At 65.3% G+C, this 20,122-nt stretch carries 20 protein-coding genes and 1 tRNA gene; 11 read left to right on the top strand and 10 right to left on the bottom strand.

Translation table 11 applies throughout. The features are described 5' to 3' along the window. Positions 1–292 precede the first annotated feature (292 nt). Both IE243_RS23115 and IE243_RS14675 read right to left on the bottom strand, forming a co-directional pair. Positions 293–613 carry a hypothetical protein gene (locus tag IE243_RS23115; protein WP_194624597.1) on the bottom strand — a complete coding sequence of 107 codons (321 nt, stop codon included), beginning with the start codon at positions 611–613 and terminating at the stop codon, positions 293–295. Positions 614–996: 383 nt separating this feature from the next. Next, positions 997–1,659, bottom strand: a complete 663-nt coding sequence (locus IE243_RS14675) for a hypothetical protein (RefSeq protein ID WP_191320147.1) — start codon at positions 1,657–1,659, stop codon at positions 997–999. Positions 1,660–2,160: 501 nt separating this feature from the next. Between IE243_RS14675 and IE243_RS14670 the strand changes: the two genes are divergently transcribed. From IE243_RS14670 to ilvN, 3 genes are all read left to right on the top strand, one after another. Further along, complete coding sequence (locus tag IE243_RS14670; RefSeq protein ID WP_191320146.1) at positions 2,161–3,921, top strand: acetolactate synthase 3 large subunit; 1,761 nt, start codon at positions 2,161–2,163, stop codon at positions 3,919–3,921. Positions 3,922–4,038: 117 nt separating this feature from the next. Further along, entirely contained in the window at positions 4,039–4,707 is a 669-nt protein-coding gene (locus IE243_RS14665) for a glutathione S-transferase family protein (RefSeq protein ID WP_191320145.1), read from the top strand. Positions 4,708–4,788: 81 nt separating this feature from the next. Further along, the gene (ilvN, locus tag IE243_RS14660; RefSeq protein ID WP_191320144.1) at positions 4,789–5,322 is read left to right on the top strand and encodes an acetolactate synthase small subunit; all 534 of its coding nucleotides are present in this window, start codon (positions 4,789–4,791) and stop codon (positions 5,320–5,322) included. Between the two features lie 38 nt (positions 5,323–5,360). On the opposite strand, the gene IE243_RS14655 is transcribed toward ilvN, so the two are convergent. Continuing rightward, on the bottom strand, positions 5,361–5,954 hold the full coding sequence (locus tag IE243_RS14655) for a DUF924 family protein (RefSeq protein WP_191320210.1): 594 nt from the start codon (positions 5,952–5,954) through the stop codon (positions 5,361–5,363). Between the two features lie 379 nt (positions 5,955–6,333). Between IE243_RS14655 and ilvC the strand changes: the two genes are divergently transcribed. Next, positions 6,334–7,353 carry a ketol-acid reductoisomerase gene (gene ilvC, locus IE243_RS14650; protein WP_191320143.1) on the top strand — a complete coding sequence of 340 codons (1,020 nt, stop codon included), beginning with the start codon at positions 6,334–6,336 and terminating at the stop codon, positions 7,351–7,353. Positions 7,354–7,646: 293 nt separating this feature from the next. Here ilvC and IE243_RS14645 read toward each other — a convergent pair whose 3' ends face one another. Together IE243_RS14645 and IE243_RS14640 are read right to left on the bottom strand one after the other, a co-directional pair. Beyond that, entirely contained in the window at positions 7,647–7,940 is a 294-nt protein-coding gene (locus IE243_RS14645) for a hypothetical protein (RefSeq protein WP_191320142.1), read from the bottom strand. A 71-nt stretch (positions 7,941–8,011) separates the two neighbouring features. Continuing rightward, complete coding sequence (locus tag IE243_RS14640) at positions 8,012–8,536, bottom strand: DedA family protein (RefSeq protein WP_191320141.1); 525 nt, start codon at positions 8,534–8,536, stop codon at positions 8,012–8,014. A 390-nt stretch (positions 8,537–8,926) separates the two neighbouring features. Between IE243_RS14640 and pdxY the strand changes: the two genes are divergently transcribed. Then, the gene (pdxY, locus tag IE243_RS14635) at positions 8,927–9,775 is read left to right on the top strand and encodes a pyridoxal kinase PdxY (RefSeq protein ID WP_191320140.1); all 849 of its coding nucleotides are present in this window, start codon (positions 8,927–8,929) and stop codon (positions 9,773–9,775) included. Then, entirely contained in the window at positions 9,772–10,533 is a 762-nt protein-coding gene (locus IE243_RS14630; RefSeq protein ID WP_191320139.1) for an NUDIX hydrolase, read from the top strand. The genes pdxY and IE243_RS14630 overlap by 4 nt, the downstream gene beginning before the upstream one ends. Before the next feature lie 30 nt (positions 10,534–10,563). On the opposite strand, the gene IE243_RS14625 is transcribed toward IE243_RS14630, so the two are convergent. After that, on the bottom strand, positions 10,564–10,908 hold the full coding sequence (locus IE243_RS14625) for a hypothetical protein (protein ID WP_191320138.1): 345 nt from the start codon (positions 10,906–10,908) through the stop codon (positions 10,564–10,566). 384 nt (positions 10,909–11,292) lie between these two features. Between IE243_RS14625 and IE243_RS14620 the strand changes: the two genes are divergently transcribed. From IE243_RS14620 to IE243_RS14610, 3 genes are all read left to right on the top strand, one after another. After that, on the top strand, positions 11,293–12,870 hold the full coding sequence (locus IE243_RS14620) for a 2-isopropylmalate synthase (protein WP_191320137.1): 1,578 nt from the start codon (positions 11,293–11,295) through the stop codon (positions 12,868–12,870). Positions 12,871–13,258: 388 nt separating this feature from the next. Continuing rightward, positions 13,259–13,334: transfer RNA gene (locus IE243_RS14615), tRNA-Lys, on the top strand. A 161-nt stretch (positions 13,335–13,495) separates the two neighbouring features. Beyond that, the gene (locus IE243_RS14610) at positions 13,496–14,014 is read left to right on the top strand and encodes a hypothetical protein (RefSeq protein WP_191320136.1); all 519 of its coding nucleotides are present in this window, start codon (positions 13,496–13,498) and stop codon (positions 14,012–14,014) included. Positions 14,015–14,211: 197 nt separating this feature from the next. On the opposite strand, the gene IE243_RS14605 is transcribed toward IE243_RS14610, so the two are convergent. Next, positions 14,212–15,153 (bottom strand): alpha/beta fold hydrolase, encoded by a 942-nt coding sequence (locus tag IE243_RS14605; RefSeq protein WP_191320135.1) that lies wholly within the window; start codon positions 15,151–15,153, stop codon positions 14,212–14,214. 349 nt (positions 15,154–15,502) lie between these two features. Then, the gene (locus tag IE243_RS14600) at positions 15,503–15,916 is read right to left on the bottom strand and encodes a DUF930 domain-containing protein (RefSeq protein ID WP_191320134.1); all 414 of its coding nucleotides are present in this window, start codon (positions 15,914–15,916) and stop codon (positions 15,503–15,505) included. 466 nt (positions 15,917–16,382) lie between these two features. Here IE243_RS14600 and IE243_RS14595 point away from each other — a divergent pair, with 466 nt between their 5' ends. Then, on the top strand, positions 16,383–17,585 hold the full coding sequence (locus IE243_RS14595) for a serine hydrolase domain-containing protein (RefSeq protein WP_191320133.1): 1,203 nt from the start codon (positions 16,383–16,385) through the stop codon (positions 17,583–17,585). 1 nt (position 17,586) lies between these two features. Here the strand turns inward: IE243_RS14595 and IE243_RS14590 are convergent, their stop codons facing one another. Then, positions 17,587–18,867 carry a L,D-transpeptidase family protein gene (locus IE243_RS14590; RefSeq protein ID WP_191320132.1) on the bottom strand — a complete coding sequence of 427 codons (1,281 nt, stop codon included), beginning with the start codon at positions 18,865–18,867 and terminating at the stop codon, positions 17,587–17,589. Between the two features lie 314 nt (positions 18,868–19,181). Here IE243_RS14590 and IE243_RS14585 point away from each other — a divergent pair, with 314 nt between their 5' ends. Next, complete coding sequence (locus IE243_RS14585) at positions 19,182–19,616, top strand: Ros/MucR family transcriptional regulator (RefSeq protein WP_191320131.1); 435 nt, start codon at positions 19,182–19,184, stop codon at positions 19,614–19,616. 316 nt (positions 19,617–19,932) lie between these two features. On the opposite strand, the gene IE243_RS23175 is transcribed toward IE243_RS14585, so the two are convergent. Continuing rightward, a partial coding sequence (locus tag IE243_RS23175) for a hypothetical protein (RefSeq protein ID WP_210319868.1) occupies positions 19,933–20,122 on the bottom strand: 190 nt, incomplete at its 5' end.

Genomic DNA, 20,122 nt, shown 5'->3' with positions numbered 1-20,122 from the left:
TGATCCGGGCAGACGGGACCTTGAGCGGGGCGCCGTTGCCCGCGTCAGGCCGAAGCGCTGACGTCGCGCGGGCAGGGGGACGTTGCTGCACCTCCGCTCGGGAAACATGATCAAACTCTTTTCGCGGGATGATGCGGGCGCCATTTCGTGCGCCGGTAGCCTCGATTGGCCAGCCAGCTCGCAGGTCGGATGGCCGCTGTTTTGGTGAGCGACAATGATTGCGCCGTCGTTCAGCGCCGCAATTTAGCGATTTTGTCTCCGGCTCCTCTGGCGGATACCGCCAGTTGATGGGTCAAATGGCGCCGAAATATCTTGTGAGATCATCCAGGTCGGCCAGTAAATTTTCCAGCGTATCGTTAGGCGCGGCCCCGCCTCCCGCGTCAGCGACGGGCGCCGGGTCGCGGCCGGCGTCGATGGCTGGAGGGCGCACGCGGCCCGGCTGGGCTGGCGCCGCCGTTGCTCCCCACGCCTGACCGGAACTCTCTCCCTGACCGTTTCCGTTCCGCGGCGCCAGTGAGCGCATGCGCGGCGCCGGGACCGGCGTCGGGCGCGCCACAGCCGCGATGGGGAGATCGGCGACCTCCGCCGCCCCCGCGCCAGTGGGGTTTCTCATGGTGTGGGAGGCTGGCGGGGGCTCTGCCCAGAGGCGCACGGTCCTAGGAAGTGGTTGGGGGGGAGTGAGCCGCCTGTTCGCGCCGCGAAGGCGAGGAGCTGGTGTGGGGACGCGGCCTTGCAGACGCAATCTGGGGCGAGGTATCGGCGGGATGTCCCACGGAAAGTCGGGGTTGGGCGGCGGATTCGGGTTAACGGGTTGCACAATGCCCTGGATATGCTGGTCATTGCGGGGTGGGGCGATGTCTGGCGGATCTTCCGGACCTTCCGGATGAAGCAGGTATGGCGTTGGTCGTCGCCACCATTCAGCCATGAGACATTCCTTGCTGTTCGGGGTCAGCGCGCGCACTGGGGACCCCGGGCCGTCGCATTGGGATCGTTGCCTCAGGAAATGAGAATGAGCTCGTCCATGTCGCGGATCCCGTCCCTGACGGGGCCCTCTCCCGTGATCTGGCGAAGGCCTGTTCCACCGGGCAGATCGTCTTGCTTCACCCGGCGGGCGGTTCTGCCGGGCGCGCCAGATATGGCGTGATGGCCCGTCGCGCTGGCGGGAAGATCGATCGGGTCGTGATCCGACCATGACGCTCGCCGGCTCGTCGCCGCCGGCCGCCCGTCCCCGCCGGTTCTCCAGCAGGTAATCCTCACCTCTCCCACCACCCTGCCGTATTCGTCGGTCCGGCAGCTGATGATTGTGCGGAACATGTCGGCGGCCTGATCCTCCGGGAGATCGTCGACGCCGTGTTGGTGAGGTGAGGGCTCTCCGAACAGGACGGTGGGACGCTCCAGGCTGCCTGACGCAATGTCCGGTCGTGACGCCCGCCTCTCAGGGGAGGGTGCGGCGGCTCCACCCCTCAGGCCGGCGGCCTGGATGGCGTCCCACTGCCGGGATGAAACGCCCCTGAATATCGGGATCGGCCGCAATGGATTCCCGTAGCGGAACGGCGCGATATAGCGCCGCTGCATGAAGTCGTGGGCTGCCGGAAACTCCCCTTTGCTCACGGCGTCGTAGAACGGGGCGTGGTCGAGGCGCGGCGGCGTGGCCAACATATGGCAATCTCCGGTTTGCATTCGGCATGCGCTGGATCACGCCGCACGTAGTGTGAAGCGATCTGACGATGACGCCAGCAACGCTGGAGAGCAGACGCTCTATGGAGGCCGCGTGCGCGGCGTGAACGCGTTGCCGGCGCGCGTCCTGAATTGTCATCGCCGCTTGCGATTAACGGCAGAAATTGTCGTTGACGCCTTCCTTCGCATCCGCTAGCGTCCCGCCACTATCGAAACAGGAGTGAGGCGCAATGCGCGCTATTCTTATCGTATGTGAGGCGCCATCGACGGAGCGGTGACAACCGCAGGTCCGCTGATGGCGCATGCAGGGTCCCTCGGGGCCCTTTTTTGTTGCCTGAAGCAGACCCGGGATGTCGGCGTCAGGCGTCGCTCACCTACGACAGGACAGGCTCCAGCTGGCGATCGCGCGCCAGCAACACGAAAAACGCTGTTGCTCCAGCCAGAAGCCGGATGCACACAGCGGGCGGAGACGGGAGAAGAACCATGAGCGAGACAATGACCGGCGCCGAAATGGTCATCCGCGCCCTCCAGGATCAGGGCGTCGAGCACATCTTCGGCTATCCAGGCGGCGCCGTGCTGCCGATCTATGACGCCATGTTCCATCAGGAAAAGGTGCGTCACGTTCTTGTCCGCCATGAGCAGGGCGCCGTGCACGCCGCTGAAGGGTATGCCCGTTCCACCGGCAAGGTCGGTTGCGTGCTCGTCACCTCGGGTCCTGGCGCCACCAATGCCGTGACCGGTCTCGCCGACGCCCTGCTGGATTCGATCCCGCTGGTCTGCATCACCGGCCAGGTGCCGACTCATCTGATTGGCTCGGACGCCTTCCAGGAGTGCGACACGGTTGGCATCACCCGCCACTGCGCCAAGCACAACTATCTGGTGAAGCGCATCGAGGACCTGCCGCGCATCCTGCACGAGGCCTTCTATGTGGCCTCAAACGGGCGCCCCGGGCCGGTGGTTGTCGATATTCCGAAGGACATCCAGTTCGCTTCCGGCAGCTATGAGCGGCCGCGCGACAACCAGCACAAGACCTATCGCCCGAAGGTGAAGGGTGATCTGGAGGCGATCCGCACCGCCGTGAAAATGATGGGCGAAGCGAAAAAGCCCATTTTCTACACCGGCGGCGGCGTCATCAATTCTGGCCGCGAGGCCTCCGCGCTGCTGCGCGAGCTGGTGCGCCTGACCGGGTTCCCCATCACTTCGACGCTGATGGGCCTTGGCGCGTTCCCGGCCTCGGACAACCAGTTCCTGGGCATGCTGGGCATGCACGGCGCCTACGAGGCCAACATGGCCATGCATGACTGCGATCTGATGATCTGCGTCGGCGCCCGTTTCGACGACCGCATCACCGGCCGTCTGGACGCGTTTTCGCCGGGTTCGAAGAAGGTTCACATCGACATCGACCCCTCGTCGATCAACAAGAACGTCAAGGTCGACGTGCCGATCATCGGCGACTGCGCCCACGTGCTCGAGGACATGGTGCGTCTTTACCGCGTCGCCGGCGGGCGCACGGACAGGACGGCCCTGGACGCCTGGTGGAAGCAGATCGACGCCTGGCGCGCCCGCAACGGTTTCGCCTACCACAATTCGGATCTGACCATTAAGCCGCAGTACGCCCTGCAGCGTCTGCAGGAGCTGACGAAGGACCGCGACGTCTACTTCACCACCGAGGTGGGCCAGCACCAGATGTGGGCGGCGCAGTTCCTGAAGTTCGAGGAGCCAAACCGCTGGATGACCTCCGGTGGTCTCGGCACCATGGGTTACGGTCTGCCCGCCGCCATCGGCGTGCAGATGGCTCATCCGGACGCCCTGGTGATCGACGTGGCGGGCGAGGCGTCGATCCTGATGAACATGCAGGAGATGTCGACGGCGCTGCAGCACCGGCTGCCGGTGAAGATCTTCATCCTCAACAACGAATACATGGGCATGGTGCGCCAGTGGCAGGAACTGCTGCACGGCGGCCGCTATTCGGAAAGCTATTCGGAGGCCCTGCCGGACTTCGTCAAGCTGGCCGAGGCCTACGGCGGCGTCGGCATCCGCTGCAGCGATCCGAAGGAGCTCGACGCGGCGATCCTGCAGATGATCAACACCGACCGTCCGGTGATCTTCGACTGCATCGTCGACAAGATGGAAAACTGCTTCCCGATGATTCCGTCGGGCAAGGCGCACAACGAGATGATCCTCGGCGACGCCGCCACCGACATTGGTTCGGTGATCGACGAAGCCGGCAAGATGCTCGTCTGACGCGGTCTGTTTCAGGCGGGGCGGACCGTTTCGCCTGAAACTGCGGCGCCGGTAACCCTGGGAGCCCACTGCCTGGGAATTCACAGTCAGGGCTTTTGCAGCCGGGAGTATGTGGATATGAAGCTGATCGTCGCCAGCAAACGCTACTCGTCGTGGTCGCTGCGCCCCTGGCTCGCCATGCGCGTCGCCGGCGTCCCGTTCGATGAGCAGGTCGTCATCCTGCGTCAGCCGGACACGAAGGCGGAGATCGCCAGGCATTCCCCATCCGGCGTCGTGCCGGTCTTGCGGGATGGCGATCTCACGGTGTGGGATTCGCTGGCGATCATCGAATATGTCGCCGAGCGGTTTCCCGCAGCGGGCCTGTGGCCGTCCGATGCGGCCGCCCGGGCCGTGGCCCGCTCCGTTTCCGCCGAGATGCACTCAGGCTTCCAGGCCCTGCGCATGGCCTGCCCGATGAATCTCGGCATGCGGTTCGCCGCCCGCGACCGGGGCGAGGCCGTCGACGCGGCCGTTGCCCGGGTTTGCGCCATCTGGCGCGGGCTGCGCGAAAAGCATGGCGCGTCGGGGCCGTTCCTCTTCGGCGGTTTCACCGCCGCCGACGCCATGTATGCGCCGGTCGTTTGCCGCCTCGATGGCTACTCCATTCCGGTCGATGACGTCTGCCGGGCCTATATGGATGCGGTGCTGGCGCTGCCGGCCTTTCAGGAGTGGCGCGCGGCGGGGCTGAAGGAGCCGGGCATTCCCGATTACGACACTATCGACGAGACGCTGGCCGCACGTTTCTGATGCGCGTCCTTTGTTTGAAATAACGGCTGCCGCCGGCCCTGAGGGCCGCTGCCGGGTCACGCCAAAGACTGGGTACAACTGATGAAATCGCACTATTCCGACGCGCCGGCCGCCCAGAGAATCGCCCGCCACACCCTGGCGGTGATTGTCGACAACGAACCGGGCGTTCTTGCGCGCATCGCCGGCCTGTTCTCGGGGCGTGGCTACAATATCGAGAGCCTCACCGTCTCCGAGACCGAGCATGAGGAGCACCTCTCGCGCATCACCATCGTTACCTCTGGCGACGACGCGGCGATCGCCCAGATCATGGCGCAGCTTGACCGGCTGGTGCCGGTGCACCGGGTCGACGACCTCACCGCCAGTGGCGAGGCCGTGGAGCGCGAACTGGCGCTGGTGAAGGTGGCCGGCCGCGGCGAACACCGCGTCGAGGCCCTGCGTCTCGCCCAGGCCTTTGGCGCCCGCACCCTCGACGCCACGCTGAACTCGTTCATCTTCGAGTTCACCGGCGCCATCGATGAGGTTGACCGGTTCATCCGCGTCATGGCCGAAACCGGCGTCGTGGACGTAGCCCGCACGGGCGTCGCCGCCCTGCCGCGCGGATCATCCAAGGGCTGAGGTTCAAAAGGCCGGGTTCCAGAAGGCTTGTGGCGGGCTCACTGCCCGCCGGTAAAGCCGCCGTCTTCGAGGTAGGCCTGCTCGTCCGCCGACGTTTCGCGTCCCAGAATGCGGTTGCGATGCGGAAAACGGCCAAAGCGGGCGATGATGTCGTGGTGTTCCTCCGCATAGCGCAGGCTATCGGCGTTGCCGAGCGCCTGGTACAGGGCGACGCAACGCTTCTGGTCAGCCAGCTCTTCCGAGTGCATGAACGGCAGATAGAAGAAGCTGCGCAACTCCGGCGCAACCCGCGTGTCGTAGCCGCGCTCCAGGCTGGCGGCGGCGACCCGTCGCGCCGCAGGGTCGGTGGCGAAGGCCGCCGGCGTGCTCCGGTGGATGTTGCGCGGAATCTGGTCGAGCAGCAGCACCAGGGCGAGAGCGCCCTCCGGCGTCGCCTGCCAGTCGTCCAGCAGGCCATGCGCCGCCGCGGCCTGGGCCTCGCCGAAGCGCTCGCGCAGCATGGCGTCGAAGGCGTCGTCGCGGTTGAACCATTTTTCGTAGCCGGCGTCCCGCCAGGCCGCGACGAGGTCGGCCGCCTGGGTCGGCGGCGGCGCGTTGGCGGCGGCGGGGGCAGTGAGGTCATTTCTGGTCATCATTCAGGCAGCATCGCCTGGATTGGCCGCAGGGGGAATGCGCGCCGGCGTCGCCGGACGGCGGAGCCCGTATTTCTGGAGAATTCGCCGGATGTCGCGCCGGCGGCGGCTGGCGATTTTTCGATCCGCAAGCCGGAAACATGCGACCGGATGCGAAGGCTTCGCCAGAAGCGGCCATTGGCGGCAAGGAATGACTTGACCAACTGGCCGTGGCGGGTTTTACCGCCTCCGTCTGTTTTCATTGCCGGAGCGTCCGTGGCGCGGCCCTCGCGCCGCACGGCGACCCGGTGGTCTGGATGTCGTGGGGCGACGACGGCCAGGCCAGTTCTGATCTGATCGTCGGCACTTGGCCCGCGACCTTCGCCAGAGGATGTATGTGATGCGTGTTTACTATGACCGCGATGCGGATCTGAACCTGATCAAGGGCAAGAAGGTCGCGATCGTCGGCTACGGCAGCCAGGGCCACGCCCATGCCCAGAACCTGCGCGATTCGGGCGTCAAGGACGTCGCCATCGCCCTGCGTCCGGACAGCGCCACGGTGAAGAAGGCTGAAGGCGCCGGCTTCAAGGTGATGTCGCCCGCTGACGCCGCCAAATGGGCCGACGTCGTCATGATGCTGACGCCGGACGAACTGCAGGCCGACATCTATCGCGATCACCTGCACGACAACATGAAGAACGGCGCGGCGCTGATGTTCGCCCACGGTCTGAACGTGCACTTCAACCTGATCGAGCCGCGCAAGGACCTGGACGTGCTGATGGTCGCCCCGAAAGGCCCGGGCCACACCGTTCGTTCCGAATACCTGCGTGGCGGCGGCGTGCCGACCCTGATCGCCATCCATCAGGACGCGACCGGCAACGCCCATGACATCGGCCTGTCCTACGCTTCCGCCAATGGCGGCGGCCGCGCCGGCATCATCGAGACCTCCTTCAAGGAGGAGTGCGAGACCGACCTGTTCGGCGAGCAGGCCGTGCTGTGCGGCGGCGCCGTCGAGCTGATCCGCGCCGGTTTCGAGACCCTCGTCGAGGCGGGTTACGCTCCGGAGATGGCGTATTTCGAGTGCCTGCACGAGCTGAAGCTGATCGTCGACCTCATCTATGAGGGCGGCATCGCCAACATGAACTACTCGATCTCCAACACCGCCGAGTACGGCGAGTACGTCACGGGCCCGCGCATCATCACCGCCGAGACCAAGGCCGAGATGAAGCGCGTGCTGGAGGACATCCAGTCGGGCAAGTTCACCCGCGACTGGATGCTCGAGAACAAGGTCAACCAGGCGTCGTTCAAGGCCACCCGCGCCCGCAACAACGCTCACCCGATCGAGGAAGTTGGCGCCAAGCTCCGCGACATGATGCCGTGGATCAAGGAAAAGGCCCTGGTCGACAAGTCGAAGAACTGAGGTCGAAAAGACCTGGAAGCAACGCCGCGCCGGCGCTGTTTCCCGAGCACTGAAGATCTGGACACGAACGGGCCCGCCCGTTCGTGTTTTTTATTGGCCGGACCGTGGGGGCGGAGGGATCCGCCCGCATCCGGCGCGCCAGCCCCCATCGGGCCGCGCTGCCCTGTGGCGTCGGCGACCGGCAAAGCCGCAAAACAGTACGACGTATGTCCTTGCGGGGCATGCCTGCGCCGCCAGGGCTTCGCCTGAAACCCGCCGTCAAACCGCATGAGCCAGGCTCACTGGGTTTGGCGTCAGTTTGACGGGCGCAGCCGGTTCAGCACGAGGCCGACGATTGCCGTAACGACGGCGCCCATGGCGCCTCCGCCGACGAGATTGCCGGCGAGAGCGGTGAAATCCGTTGCAGATGAGCTCTGCAGCGCTGGCAATGCTGTCTGCAACGCCTGGCCCAGTACGCCGCCGCCAACCGCTCCGGCTACGGCGTTGATGGCGCTGCCCATGTCAACGGATGGCGCCGCGCGACCAGTCATGCCGCCGCCGGCGGCGCCGCCGATCAGGTTCATGGCGAGAGAAATCAGTTGTTCCATCAGTCAGTCTCCCAGTCGTCACACGATGAATAGAAGAGACGAGATAGAATATACTATATCATGCAATGTATTTATTGTAAGTGCCTGAACCAGTTAAGCGCTTCTCCGGGGGCCAGCATGGCGAAGCTCCAGATCATGGCGGATGATATATTGGCGATCTGGAAAGGAATATGCGGCAGGTGAAATACGCCGGCGGCAAGCGGCACGAAGGCGCGCAACGGACCGGAGAAACGCCCGATGAATACGCCCGGGACGCCCCATTTGCGCGTGAATGCCTCGGCCCTGTCCATGAAGTGGGGCACGCGCGAAAACGGCCAGTAGCCGCGAATGCTGTCTTTCAGCCAATAGCCGACCGCGTACGAAATCCAGTCGCCGAGAATCGCCCCGATCGCAGCGCCCGCCCATACCGGCCAGAACGGTATGCCGCTGGCTGCGAGCAGGGCCCCGATCGCCAGCAGCATGCCTGTGGCCGGCACGATAAATGAAACAATCGCCATTGATTCGGCGAAGGCCAGCGCGCCGACGATGAAGGGCGCCCACGCCTGATGCTGCTGGATGAAGCTGGTGACCGTCTGTGCGATTTCTGTGAAATTCATCTGGTGTCCAGGGCGGAGGTGGCTGCGATGCATCGTAGACGGTGCGGGCCGGCTGGCGAAATCGCCGCCGCCCGCCCGTATGGGTTGCCGAGATCTGCTGGACAAGAGACTGGGCAAGAACTCCCTGGGCAAGCGATATCCTGAAAAGAAATATCCTGGGAAATGGGCGCAGTTGCGTTCATCAAACCAAATCCGGACGGGGCCGCCGGGACCTCGCGTCGATGCGCCTGTCTCTTCGTTGCGTCTTTGCCGCGCTGTAATGGAGGGGGCTGGCGCGTCATCGCAAAGCAGTTAATTTGCCAGCGGCGCGGCCTCGGTCCGGGGCGACGTCCGACAGCGTCGGGGCGTACGAGCGCCGCCGCCTTTATCCCGCTCAGCCAGGGAGACCCCATGAACATCCTGTCCATCCAGTCCCACGTTGCGTATGGTCATGTCGGCAATGCGGCTGCGGTGTTTCCGATGCAGCGCATGGGCGTCGATGTCTGGCCGATTCTCACCGTGCAGTTTTCCAATCACACGGGCTATGGCGACTGGACAGGGCCGGTGTTCGAGGGGGCGATGATCTCGGAGATCGCACGCGGCGTCGAAGCGCGCGGGGTGTTTCCGCAATGCGACGGCGTGCTTTCCGGCTATGCGGGTTCGGCGGCGATCGGCGACGCCATCCTTGACGTGGCGGCGCGGGTGCGGGCCGCGAATCCTGGCGCGCTGTATTGCTGTGATCCTGTGATCGGCGACGTGGGGCGCGGCGTCTTCGTGCGACCGGACGTGCCGGAGTTCATGCGCCGCCAGGCGATGCCCGCCGCCGATGTGGCCACGCCCAACCAGTTTGAGCTGGAATTGCTGTCAGGCTGCTCGGTCGCATCAATGGCGGAAGCGCGCGAAGCCATTCGGATCGCCCACGGGCTTGGCCCTTCCATCCTGCTGATCACCTCGCTGCACACGGCGGAAACGCCGGACGATTGCATTGATATGGTCGCGTCTGGCCCCGAGGGCGTCTGGGGCGTGCGCACGCCGCGCATCGACCGCTATTTCACCGGCGCCGGCGACGTCACGGCGGCGCTGTTCTTCACCCATTATCTGCGCGAGCGCTCCATAGCCAGCGCTGTCAGCGCCGCCGCCTCCTCGGTGCATGGGTTGCTGGCCGCCACGGCCGCATCCGGCCAGAGCGAACTGCAACTGGTTCTGGCCCAGGAGGAATTCGTGGCGCCGTCGCGTATCTTTGAGGCGACGCAGCTGTGAGCGACGGCGTTGCTGTCTGCGCGCGCGGCGCCTTTCCCTGGCGCGGCGCGCCGGCCATCATCCCGGTGCGCACGGTTTCCGCGCGCGTGGTGGAAGAGCCCTGGCCCTGGGCCGACGCCAACCGCGACGCGATCGACCGGCACTGGCGGGCGGCGCTGGAACGCCAGCCGCGGATGTTCAACGGCCGCGTGCTGCTGTCGCGCCGCCCGGTGATTGTTGATGGGCGCTATGAAGCGACGTATCTGCCGGTGGATTTCGCCGCCTTCCTGACCTGGCGCGATCTGGGATGGCCTGACGAAACGGTGGTCAACGGTTTCTCGATGGCGGCCTTGCGCGCTGCTGACGGGCCATGGCTCGCCGGCGTTCAGGGCAGGCACACCGCCAACGCGGGCCAGATCTATTTCGCCGCCGGCACGCCCGACCTGTCGGACGTTCTCCCTGACGGCGCGCTGGACCTGCAGGGCAATATCGTTCGCGAACTGGCGGAGGAAACAGGCCTCGACGCCAGCGAACTGGCCTTCGCCAGCACATGGCGGGCGGTGCTCGACGGTGGCCGGGTCGCCCTGATGCGCGAGGCGCGCTCGGCCTTGCCGGCTGATGAACTGGCGGCGCGCATCCGCAGCTTCATCGCCGCCGATGCCGCGCCGGAGCTGGCCGACGTCTATCTGGCGCGCGGCCCGGCTGATATCGATGCGGCCCGCATGCAGCCCTTCATGATCGCCTGGCTTGCCGCCGCTTTCGCTGAGGACGCGGCTTGAACCGCGTCCGGATCGCACGCCGCGCTTGGGTCAATAGTAGCCGTTTTTGCGTTTGAGGTTCGCCAGAATGGCGAGGGCGCCGTTCTGGTCGCCGGCCCGGCATTTCGCCGCCGCCTGTTCGACGCCAGGGGCCATGCGCCGGTAAACGCTTTCATTGATGTGACCCATCTCCCGGTCCTGGGCGAGGATGCGGCGCAGGCGCGCAACCTGGAGGCCGCAAGCGCCGCTGCCCGTGGCGGCGTCGCCGTTCACATCTGTCGTTTGGGCCAGCGGCGGCATGACCGGAGCCGGCGACTCCTGGCCAGATACGCAGGCGGCGAGACCACCGGCGAGAGCCGTGATGAGGGCGGGGAGAACCAGGCGGCGCAAGATCATGCAAAGGTTCCAGAAGCCAGAGAGCATTTTCACAAAAAGCGAAACCAGCTTTTTGTGGAGGGCGGCGCGCAGCGTGCAAACTGCATGGGAGCCGGTCGACGGAGCGAATTCCGGCAGGCCAGGGCTCACCGGAACACGGCCTGAAACGGGAACCACAGACTGGCGTTGAAATCGCTGGCAAGGCAAGGGCCCCGGGCGTGGGTCGCGACAGAAATTGCTGGCCACAATTATGTTTGCGCCGCCATCGTCGCCCCGGTAAAACAGCGCCAAAATCCGCGCACGTGCGGCGCGCCTGCGATGACGCGGCATTTGCCGCGCCTGCGCGCCACAGCGAAAACTCCGGAAAATTCCGCGCGCACGTGGGGCGCGCCTGAAGGACACAGCATGACTTCGCATAGCGCCGCCACTTCCGGTTCCGATCGCGTCATTATTTTCGACACCACCCTGCGCGACGGCGAGCAGTGCCCGGGCGCCTCGATGACCTTCGAGGAGAAGCTTCAGGTGGCCGAGTTGCTCGACGCCATGGGCGTCGACGTGATCGAGGCCGGTTTCCCCATCGCTTCGGACGGCGATTTTGAATCGGTGCGTGAGATCGCCCGCCGCAGCAAGAATTCGGTGATCTGCGGCCTGTCGCGCACCGCTCTCGGCGACATTGACCGCTGCGGCGAGGCCATCAAGCCGGCGGCGCGGGGTCGCATCCACACCTTCATCTCCACCTCGCCGCTGCACATGAGCGCCAAGCTCAACATGACGCCGGACGAGGTGCTGGAGGCGTCCATCGCCGCCGTCACCCGCGCCCGCCAGTGGACCGATGACGTGGAATGGTCGTCGGAGGACGGCACCCGCACCGAGATCGATTACCTTTGCCGTTGCGTCGAGGCCGTCATCAAGGCCGGCGCCACGACGGTGAACATTCCCGACACCGTCGGCTACACCACGCCGGAAGAATATCGGGCGCTGTTCGAGACCGTGCGCGCCCGCGTGCCGAACTCGGACAAGGCGATCTTCTCGGTGCACTGCCACAATGACCTCGGCATGGCCGTCGCCAATTCGCTGGCCGGCGTGAAGGGCGGCGCCCGCCAGATCGAGTGCACCATCAACGGCATCGGCGAGCGCGCCGGCAATGCGGCGCTGGAAGAGATCGTCATGGCGATCCGCACCCGGGCCGACGTGCTGCCGTACCAGACCAATATCGAGACGACCATGCTGACCCGCGCCTCACGCCTGGTGTCGTCGGTCACCTCGTTTCCGGTGCAGTTCAACAAGGCCATCGTCGGCCGCAACGCCTTCGCCCATGAGAGCGGCATCCACCAGCACGGCGTGCTGAAGAACCCGGCGACCTATGAAATCATGACGCCGGAGTCGGTTGGGCTGAGCAAGAACGCGCTGGTGCTGGGCAAGCACTCCGGCCGTCATGCCTTCAGGGACCGGCTGAAGTCCATGGGCTACACGCTTGGCGACAACGCCATCGAGGACGCCTTCCGCCGCATGAAGGAGCTGGCTGACCGCAAGAAGCACATCTACGACGAGGACATCGAGGCCATCGTTGATGAAAGCATGCAGAACGCCCACGACCGCATCCGCGTGGCGTCGCTGGCGGTGATTGCCGGCACCCAGGGGCCGCAGAAGGCCACGCTGGAGCTGGAGATCGACGGGCAGACCGTGAAAACCGAAGCCACTGGCAACGGTCCGGTGGACGCCATCTTCAACGCCATCAAGGAGCTGGCACCCCATGAGGCGATCCTGGAGCTGTACCAGGTGCACGCGGTGACCGAGGGCACCGACGCCCAGGCGGAAGTCTCGGTGCGGCTGACCGCCGGCGACAATGCGCCGGTCACCGGCCGCGGCGCCGACCCGGATACCCTGGTGGCCTCGGCCCGCGCCTATGTGTCGGCGCTTAACAAGTTGCAGGCCCAGGCGGCGCGGGGCGCCCGCAGGCACGCCCAGCACGACGGCGTCTGAAGCTTTCGTCGCGTACGGTCCGCGCCGGTATAGACGGAACGGGCGGCCTCTGGCCGCCCGTTTTGCTTTGCGAAGGGCGTTTGGGGTTCGCGTTGCGGCGTCCCCGCGACCATGGCCCGCCGATCGCGATCCGGGCGTTGCCCGGCCACGACGGCCAGGCTCTCGCCGGGAGGCGCGCGAGGCGTCCCGCGAGCCGGGTTGCCGTTGACTGGGCCCCGACAGGGGACCGGGGATGGGCCGCCATGTTATGCACAGACGCGCCATTTTTCCCCAGCGTCATAAAAAAGTTTGGTCCGGCGCTTTCGGGACGCTGGACAACCGGGGGGCGGGTTGGTATCCACCGCTCACCAAACGGCGGCGGTCACAAACGCCCCGCCGGACTGAAGATGGGCGCATAGCTCAGTTGGTAGAGCAGCTGACTCTTAATCAGCGGGTCCTAGGTTCGAGCCCTAGTGCGCCCACCATCTTCTCAAAAAACACCCGCTCCGGCGGGTTTTTTTGTGTCTTGCGCCATGCTGGCGAGACTTCAGGAAACGTGAAATCCAGTTGCGGCCGTCCGCCTTGGTTCGCCTGGTGATCTGTGCCACGCTGCTCCCTGTTTTGGCGATGAGGGAGGAGCCGGCGGATGGCTATCGAAACCAGAGCTGAACGCAGATTGTTGTCACGGGACGAACTGGAGCTTGTCGCGCTGACGCGGCGCGCGGAAATCACCGCGGTGGCGGACGCCGAATTGCGCAAGACGGTGGGACTGCTGCGGGAGCGCCGGGACCGGGCGCGGACCATCGCCCGTCAGCAGCGGCGGGAAATGCGCGGCAAGGCCCAGTCGGCTTCTCCCGCCACCGACAATAGCGGTTCCAAAATGAAGGCGCGGGTGCTGTCCGGCGCGATCCAGCGCGCCAACCGCGAACTGTCGCGACGGCAGGTCGTCGCGGCCCGCCAGGAACTGGTCAGCAGTTCCCGCCGCGCGCTCAAACTGAAAAAAGCCGCCAGGAAGCCGGCCATCCCCGACGGCGGCCAGACAACCAGCGAGGGCATGGCTCCCAAGCCATCGAAGAAGACGAAACAGATTGGCAGCCCGATGGAGGCCGGCCGCGTCTCCCAGTTCGTCAAGGACGCACAGGCGCGCAAGGATGCGCGCGACTGAGGCGCCTTGAAGAAAGCTGAGCCGGCTTGTTCATCGTGCGAGGCGGCGCGCCAGCGACGCGCAATGCGTCAGGCCATATAAAATAGAGCGTGTCCGGTGCAGCCTGGCGCACCGGACCCGCCCAAGATTTTCGCCGCCTGGCTGAACCGGCGGGAGGCTGGAGCCTGGAGGCAACCCGCCGGGGGGGCGGGCGGTGATTACATCCGCGCGGCGACGCTGCGGATCAGGGCGGCCGTGTCGTCCGGCGCGGTGATCGGCAGCATGTGGCCGCGACCGTCGAGCAGCACCAGGTCCAGATCCGGCGTCTTCTGCTTCATCGCCTCACCCTGCAGGCGGTAGTCGAGCAGGGTGTCGCCCCGGCCGTAGATCATGCCGAAGGGCACAGACAGCGACGGATACCGCGCCGTCATGTCGGGCAGGTCGTCGCCGGCCGCCAGCAGATCGCTCGACGTGTTGTAGAAATTACCCGGGCGCAGGCCCAGCAGGCCGCCGCCGCGCGTTCCGAAATCTTCCGGGGCCGGATCGGGCGCGAAGACGAACTTCATCACCGCCCGGGCGCTGAGGATCGTCATGGGGATGGCCGTGGTCCAGGCAATGATCCTGCGCAGGGCGGGGGAGGGGATCGCCAGGCCCTTGAACGCTCCGGCCTCCGCTTCCTGCGGGTGTGTGAGCGGCGCGACCAGCGCCAGACCACCGACCTGCTGCGGATGGTTGAGCGCCAGGGCGAGGGAAATGACGCCGCCCAGCGAATGCCCCACCACCAGAGGACGATCCAGCTTCAACGCCTGAATGAACCTGGCGATCGTCGCCGCCTGGGCCGCCGGGTTGGCCGCGGCCCCATCCGCCCGGCCGGAGTAGCCAGCGCCTGGCCGGTCGAGGGCGATGACGCGAAAATCTCCCGCCAGCCGGTCCACCAGCGCATAGGTGAAGTTCCAGAGCGAGCCGCCAAGGCCGTGGATCATGACGATGGCAGGCCCATCGCCGCCGGTGTCGACATAATGCAGCCGTTGGCCATCAACCGTGATGAACTGGCCGACGGGCGGCACGGCCGCCTCCACCCGCCGCTGGGTGCGCGCCGCGAACCAGACCAGACCGGCGGCAAACAGCACGATCAGACAAAGCAGCCAGACAAGAAACATGGGCGCACCAGTGCGTTCGACAGAATTTCAACGCCCATAGTGGCGCAGTTTCCGCTGCGCGCGCAATCAATGTCGTGGCGACGTTTTCCAGCTCGCAACGATGGCCCATGGCTCCGGGCGAATGGGGCAGGGCAGGGGAAAGGAGAAGGAATGAGAAGGAGCAAGCGCTCGGGAGAATTCGGCGCGCGTCAACGTCCCGGAAGAACGGCCGGCCCGTGTCTGATCCATCAGGCGACGCGGGTGCAGACGACGCGGGTGCGGCGTATGGAGCAGCCGGCCGTCGCGCAGGGCGCTGGGTCCGGCCAGCCTGGCGCTGTCTCTTCGGCGGGGGGCGGGTATGCGGGCAGACTTACTGCCAGAGCCCGTAACGCTCCCACTGGCTGCCGGGGATTTCGTCGCCCAGCTTGTAAGTAAAGCGCAGGACCGACAGCCGGTCCGCAGTCGCTTCGCAACTGAAAGACATTTGCCGCCATTTGCCCTTGCTGCGCACGGCGGCGCCTGAACCGGCGAGCGTATCGCCCTTCTCACTGGGCGGCGACAGGGCGTCGAGCATGGCGCGGTCGGGACGCATGCCGTCGCTTTCCCGGGCGATCATCTTCATCGCCGCGACGTCGCAAATCTGCTGGAAACGCTGTGCCGGTTCGAGCCGCATGAGTGAGCGCGTCAGGCGCGCATCGGCCGTGGCCACGGGTGCGTTGGCGTTCGCGGCGGCGCAAAGGCCCGGAACAACAAGAAACGCCGCCTGAATGCTGGCGACGACCATTTTACGAAATTCAGATGCTGACAATATTCCGCACTTCACAGGACGCGCGTGCGGCGTCCAAGGTGAAGCCTCTGTTTGGCGTCGCCTGAACCGCTCAGGCAGATCATCGTGATGATCCCGCCATGGCGGCGGAGCAATCCCACCGGGCTAGAACGTCAATCCGCATGGACCCAAGGCAGGCCGACCTGCGGAACGCTCTTGCCGTTGCGACGCAAATTGCATGATGTGACGCTGCTGGGTGCCATATTGCATGCACCGTTGCAATCTTTCCCGGTCGTTGCCTGTGTCGCAAGCAGTGCATGGCGCGCTGCGGCCAACTGACGCCAGACGCATGGCGGGACTGAATTCCTCATGCCAGACTGTTCGGGCCAGAATGTGACGCCGGCCCGCGGCCGCGTCTCGCACAACAGAAAAACACGCGGTGTTTCCACGGCTTCGCCCTGGGAAGGCGCCATGGAGGAACGTCATGAAGCAGCAACTGATGCAGGGCGCCCCGCCAGGGCCTGAGGGGCAGGTGACGCTCGCCAACTGGCGGCAGTCGCCTTTCAGCAAATGGGGATTTCGCAACCTGCGCAGCCTCGTTCCCACGGCGGCCGTCGCCGGCGCCTCCGGCAGCGAGGTCACCACATTGCGCGAGGCCTGGCGTGATCTGGGCGAACTCGAACTGGTCGACGCAGCCGGTCAGCGCATGCCTGGTCAGCGATATCTGCGCGCCATCAACATTGATGGCCTCGTCGTCCTGCGTCGTGGCGAACTGGCCTATGAATTCTATGACAACGGTCTTGAAACCGGCCAGCAGCACATCCTGTTTTCGGTCAGCAAATCGGTCACGGGCGCGCTCGCCGGCGTGCTGGCCGATCGTGGCCTGCTTGATCCGGACAGGCCCGCCGCCGACTATGCGCCGGAGCTGAAAAACTCTGTCTACGCCAGCGCCACGGTGCGGCATCTGCTGGACATGACAGTCTCCATCGGTTTCAGCGAGGATTACGCGGACCCCAACGGCGACATGCCGGCGTATCGTCGCGCCGTGGGCTGGGACCCGGGCGGCGCTGTTGGCGGCGCTGATCTGCGCGGTTTCCTCGCCCGCCTGAAAACGCCTGGCGACGGCGCGCATGGCGCGGCTTTCCACTACGTCTCGGTGGATACCGACACCCTGGGCTGGGTGCTGGAGCGGGCGGGCGGCGCGCCTTTCGCCCAGATGTTGTCCGAATGGATCTGGCGCCCCATGGGCGCGGAACGCGAAGCCTGGGTCACGCTCGACTCGTTCGGCGCGCCGCGCGCCGCCGGCGGCATATGCATGACCACGCGCGATCTCGCCCGCTTCGGCGAGATGATGCGTCGCGGCGGCGTGGCCAATGGCCGCCAGATCATTCCGGCCTGGTGGGTTGACGATATTCGCGCCAATGGCGACCGGGACGCCTGGCGGCGCGGCAATTTCGCGGCCATGGATTTCCCCGCCAGCCGCTACCGCAGCAAATGGTATGTGTTCGATGAGGAAACCGGCGCCTTTGGCGGAGCGGGCATCCATGGGCAGTGGCTCTATGTCTGTCCCACCAGTGAGGTGGTGATCGCCGCCTTCAGCTCACAGCCAGACGCGGCCGACATTCCCTATTCGGTGGCGTGGATCGCCAATTGCAAACGCATCGCGCGCGAACTCGGCCGGTCCTGAGTCAGGGAATTGACGGCCCCATGGCCAGGACGCTGCGCGTCCAGGTCGGGACGCGCGCAGACATCGCGCTGGCAAGGCGAACCGGATCGGATGTTGTCGTCGCATCCGGGCCCGCCGCCGAAACCATGGCGTCGCGGGCGCCGTCATGCGCCATGGCGATGCGCGCTGACGAGGATGTGGGCTCCGGCGCCGGCGCGCCCGACGGCGGCAGTTGCGGGACCGGCGGGGTGGCGTTCCGCCAGCCCGCCAGACGCGCGAAGGTCATGCTGATTGCGCCCTGCGCCATCATCACTGGCGGCGCCTTGCGCACGCCCAGCCGGATGATGACGTCCCGGCCGGCGAAAGCCAGCGCCTCCGGACGGCTGATGACGCCCAGCGAGGGATGGTTGCGCATGCGGGCGAAGTGCGGGTGCATGCCGCCGTCTACATAGGTGATGCGGATGGCTGGCGCGCCGTCATCAATCTGCTTGCTGATGGCCTCCTGCTCTTCGCCAAGGCGCGCCCTGGCCAGCTCCTCGACTCGTCGCTCCCTGTACGGCGCGAAAGTATAGCGTTTTCCCGCAACTCCGACCCGGGGCGGCTGGCCGGTGGCCTCGAAGCGGTCATAGCCGGTTTTCAGCTGGCGCCAGAAATCGATGTCCGGATCGTCGCGCATCCGCGCCAGGTTCTTCGCGGTCATGCGGAATGGATACGCCTGAAACTGGACGGCCTTCTGTCCGCCCCGGAAAGCGTCGCGCAACAGCGCGTAGACTTCCTCGATGCCGTCGTTCGTCATGGCGTAACAGCCCATGGACGAGCAGACGCCGTGAACCATCAGATAGGAGCCGGTATAGCCATTGGCCCGGTCGTAGGCATTGGGGAAGCCGGTGTCGAAGGACAGATGATAGGAGGAGTTCGGGTTCATCAGCCTGGGCGTGATGTCGTAAAAACCCTCAGGCGCCTGACGGTCGCCAGTCTTGCGTTTGGGGCCCAGGCGGCCAGACCAGCGGCATACGGGAAAGGTCTTCAACAACGCATAGCGACCATCGGCGCGCTGCTTCCAGATTTCCAGCTCCGCTTCCTTCTTGAAGACGCGGACGAGCACGCCGCCGCCAGGCATCATACCCTTTTCCCGCATCAGCGCCGATGTCTTGCCCGGAACCGGCGTATCGGCCTTTGAGGCAAGCGCTGGCGCCGCTGCAAGCATCCCCGCCAGCAGTGCGCCTGCATAACCCAGCCTGACCGTCGCGCGCATCGCCCTGGTCTCCAGATAGTTCGCGATGGATGGAACCGATATCGCCATATGATTATCAGAACACAAATCCGGCGAAGATATTGCGCCAGTCCGCCCGTTTGATGAACCCGGCACGCGCCAGCAAAACCTGGATTCCCGAACTACGCCGCTGTGATGGCCGTACGATCCGGGGGAATGTCGCGGCGTCCTGGCAGGTGCGCGCCGGCGCGCCGACAATCACCGGATTGTGAGGTTGGATATTTCTGAACAGTGTCAGAGAAAATTCCAGCAAACCCTGATAAAGACCCGCAACATGTCGGAATTTTGAACTTCTACTTTTTCATATATTGCGTAGATTAGCGCTTCCTGAAGGAGAGTGCGTTATGGAGAGAACTGAGGGAAGCGGGCAGATGGTGGTGATTACCGCCGACATCGTCGCTTCATTTGTCGCCAATAACCGGGTTGAGCGGGATCAGCTGCCGGCGCTGATCGCGTCCGTCCATGCGTCCCTGCAGCGTCTCGGGCAGGGGGCGGCCCCAGCCGCTGAGGAGGCGCCGCAGCCGGCTGTGCCGGTCAAGCGCTCGGTGACGCCGGACTACATCATCTGCCTTGAGGACGGGAAGCGCTTCAAATCGCTCAGGCGTCATCTGCGCACGGCCTACGACATGACGCCGGAAGATTATCGGGCGCGTTGGGGGCTGCCGGCCGATTATCCGATGGTGGCGCCAAACTATGCGGCTTCGCGTTCGGCGCTGGCAAAATCCATGGGCCTCGGCCGCAAGCCGGAAACGGAAAACCCGGACGACCAGGCGGCCTGATCCGTATCCGGCGCAAAACAGCGATGCATTGGCGCCGGAGCCTTCCACAGGGAGGGCTCCGGCGTTTTTTGTCGAAAAACCTTGTTTCGTGAAAATGTTGCGCAACGTTGAGCGTATACGGCCTCGTCGCCCTGTCGGGCGTTTTGCGGGGATTTTGAACTTTTTGCGAAGGCTGGCGTTGACAGTTGGGTGAGCGGGGTCCTATAAGCCGCTCATCAGCGACGGGGCGCGGCCCTGAAGCTTACCGGAGACTTCCCGAAAGTCAGGCGGAACGGACCGATCGAATGGTCGGGGTTTTCGCCTGTTTCGGGTTTGTTCATCTGGCGGTTGTCTGGTAATCTGGACGGCCTTGCTCTTTGACAATTGCATCGGAAAGAGAAGCGCAGACGGCGTTGTCCTTGCGGAACATTTTGGGACGGACTTTCGGGTTTGTTCCTGGGATGGTCAAGAGAACATCGACGCACTGCGTAGATAGAGGCTCGCTCAGGCTGACCTTTGGGTTGGTC

The sequence above is a fragment of the Camelimonas fluminis genome, from assembly GCF_014656355.1.
GTDB classification, from domain to species: domain Bacteria; phylum Pseudomonadota; class Alphaproteobacteria; order Rhizobiales; family Beijerinckiaceae; genus Camelimonas; species Camelimonas fluminis.
The sequence above is the reverse complement of the archived record's forward strand: the minus strand, read 5'-3'. Positions and strand labels throughout refer to the sequence as shown.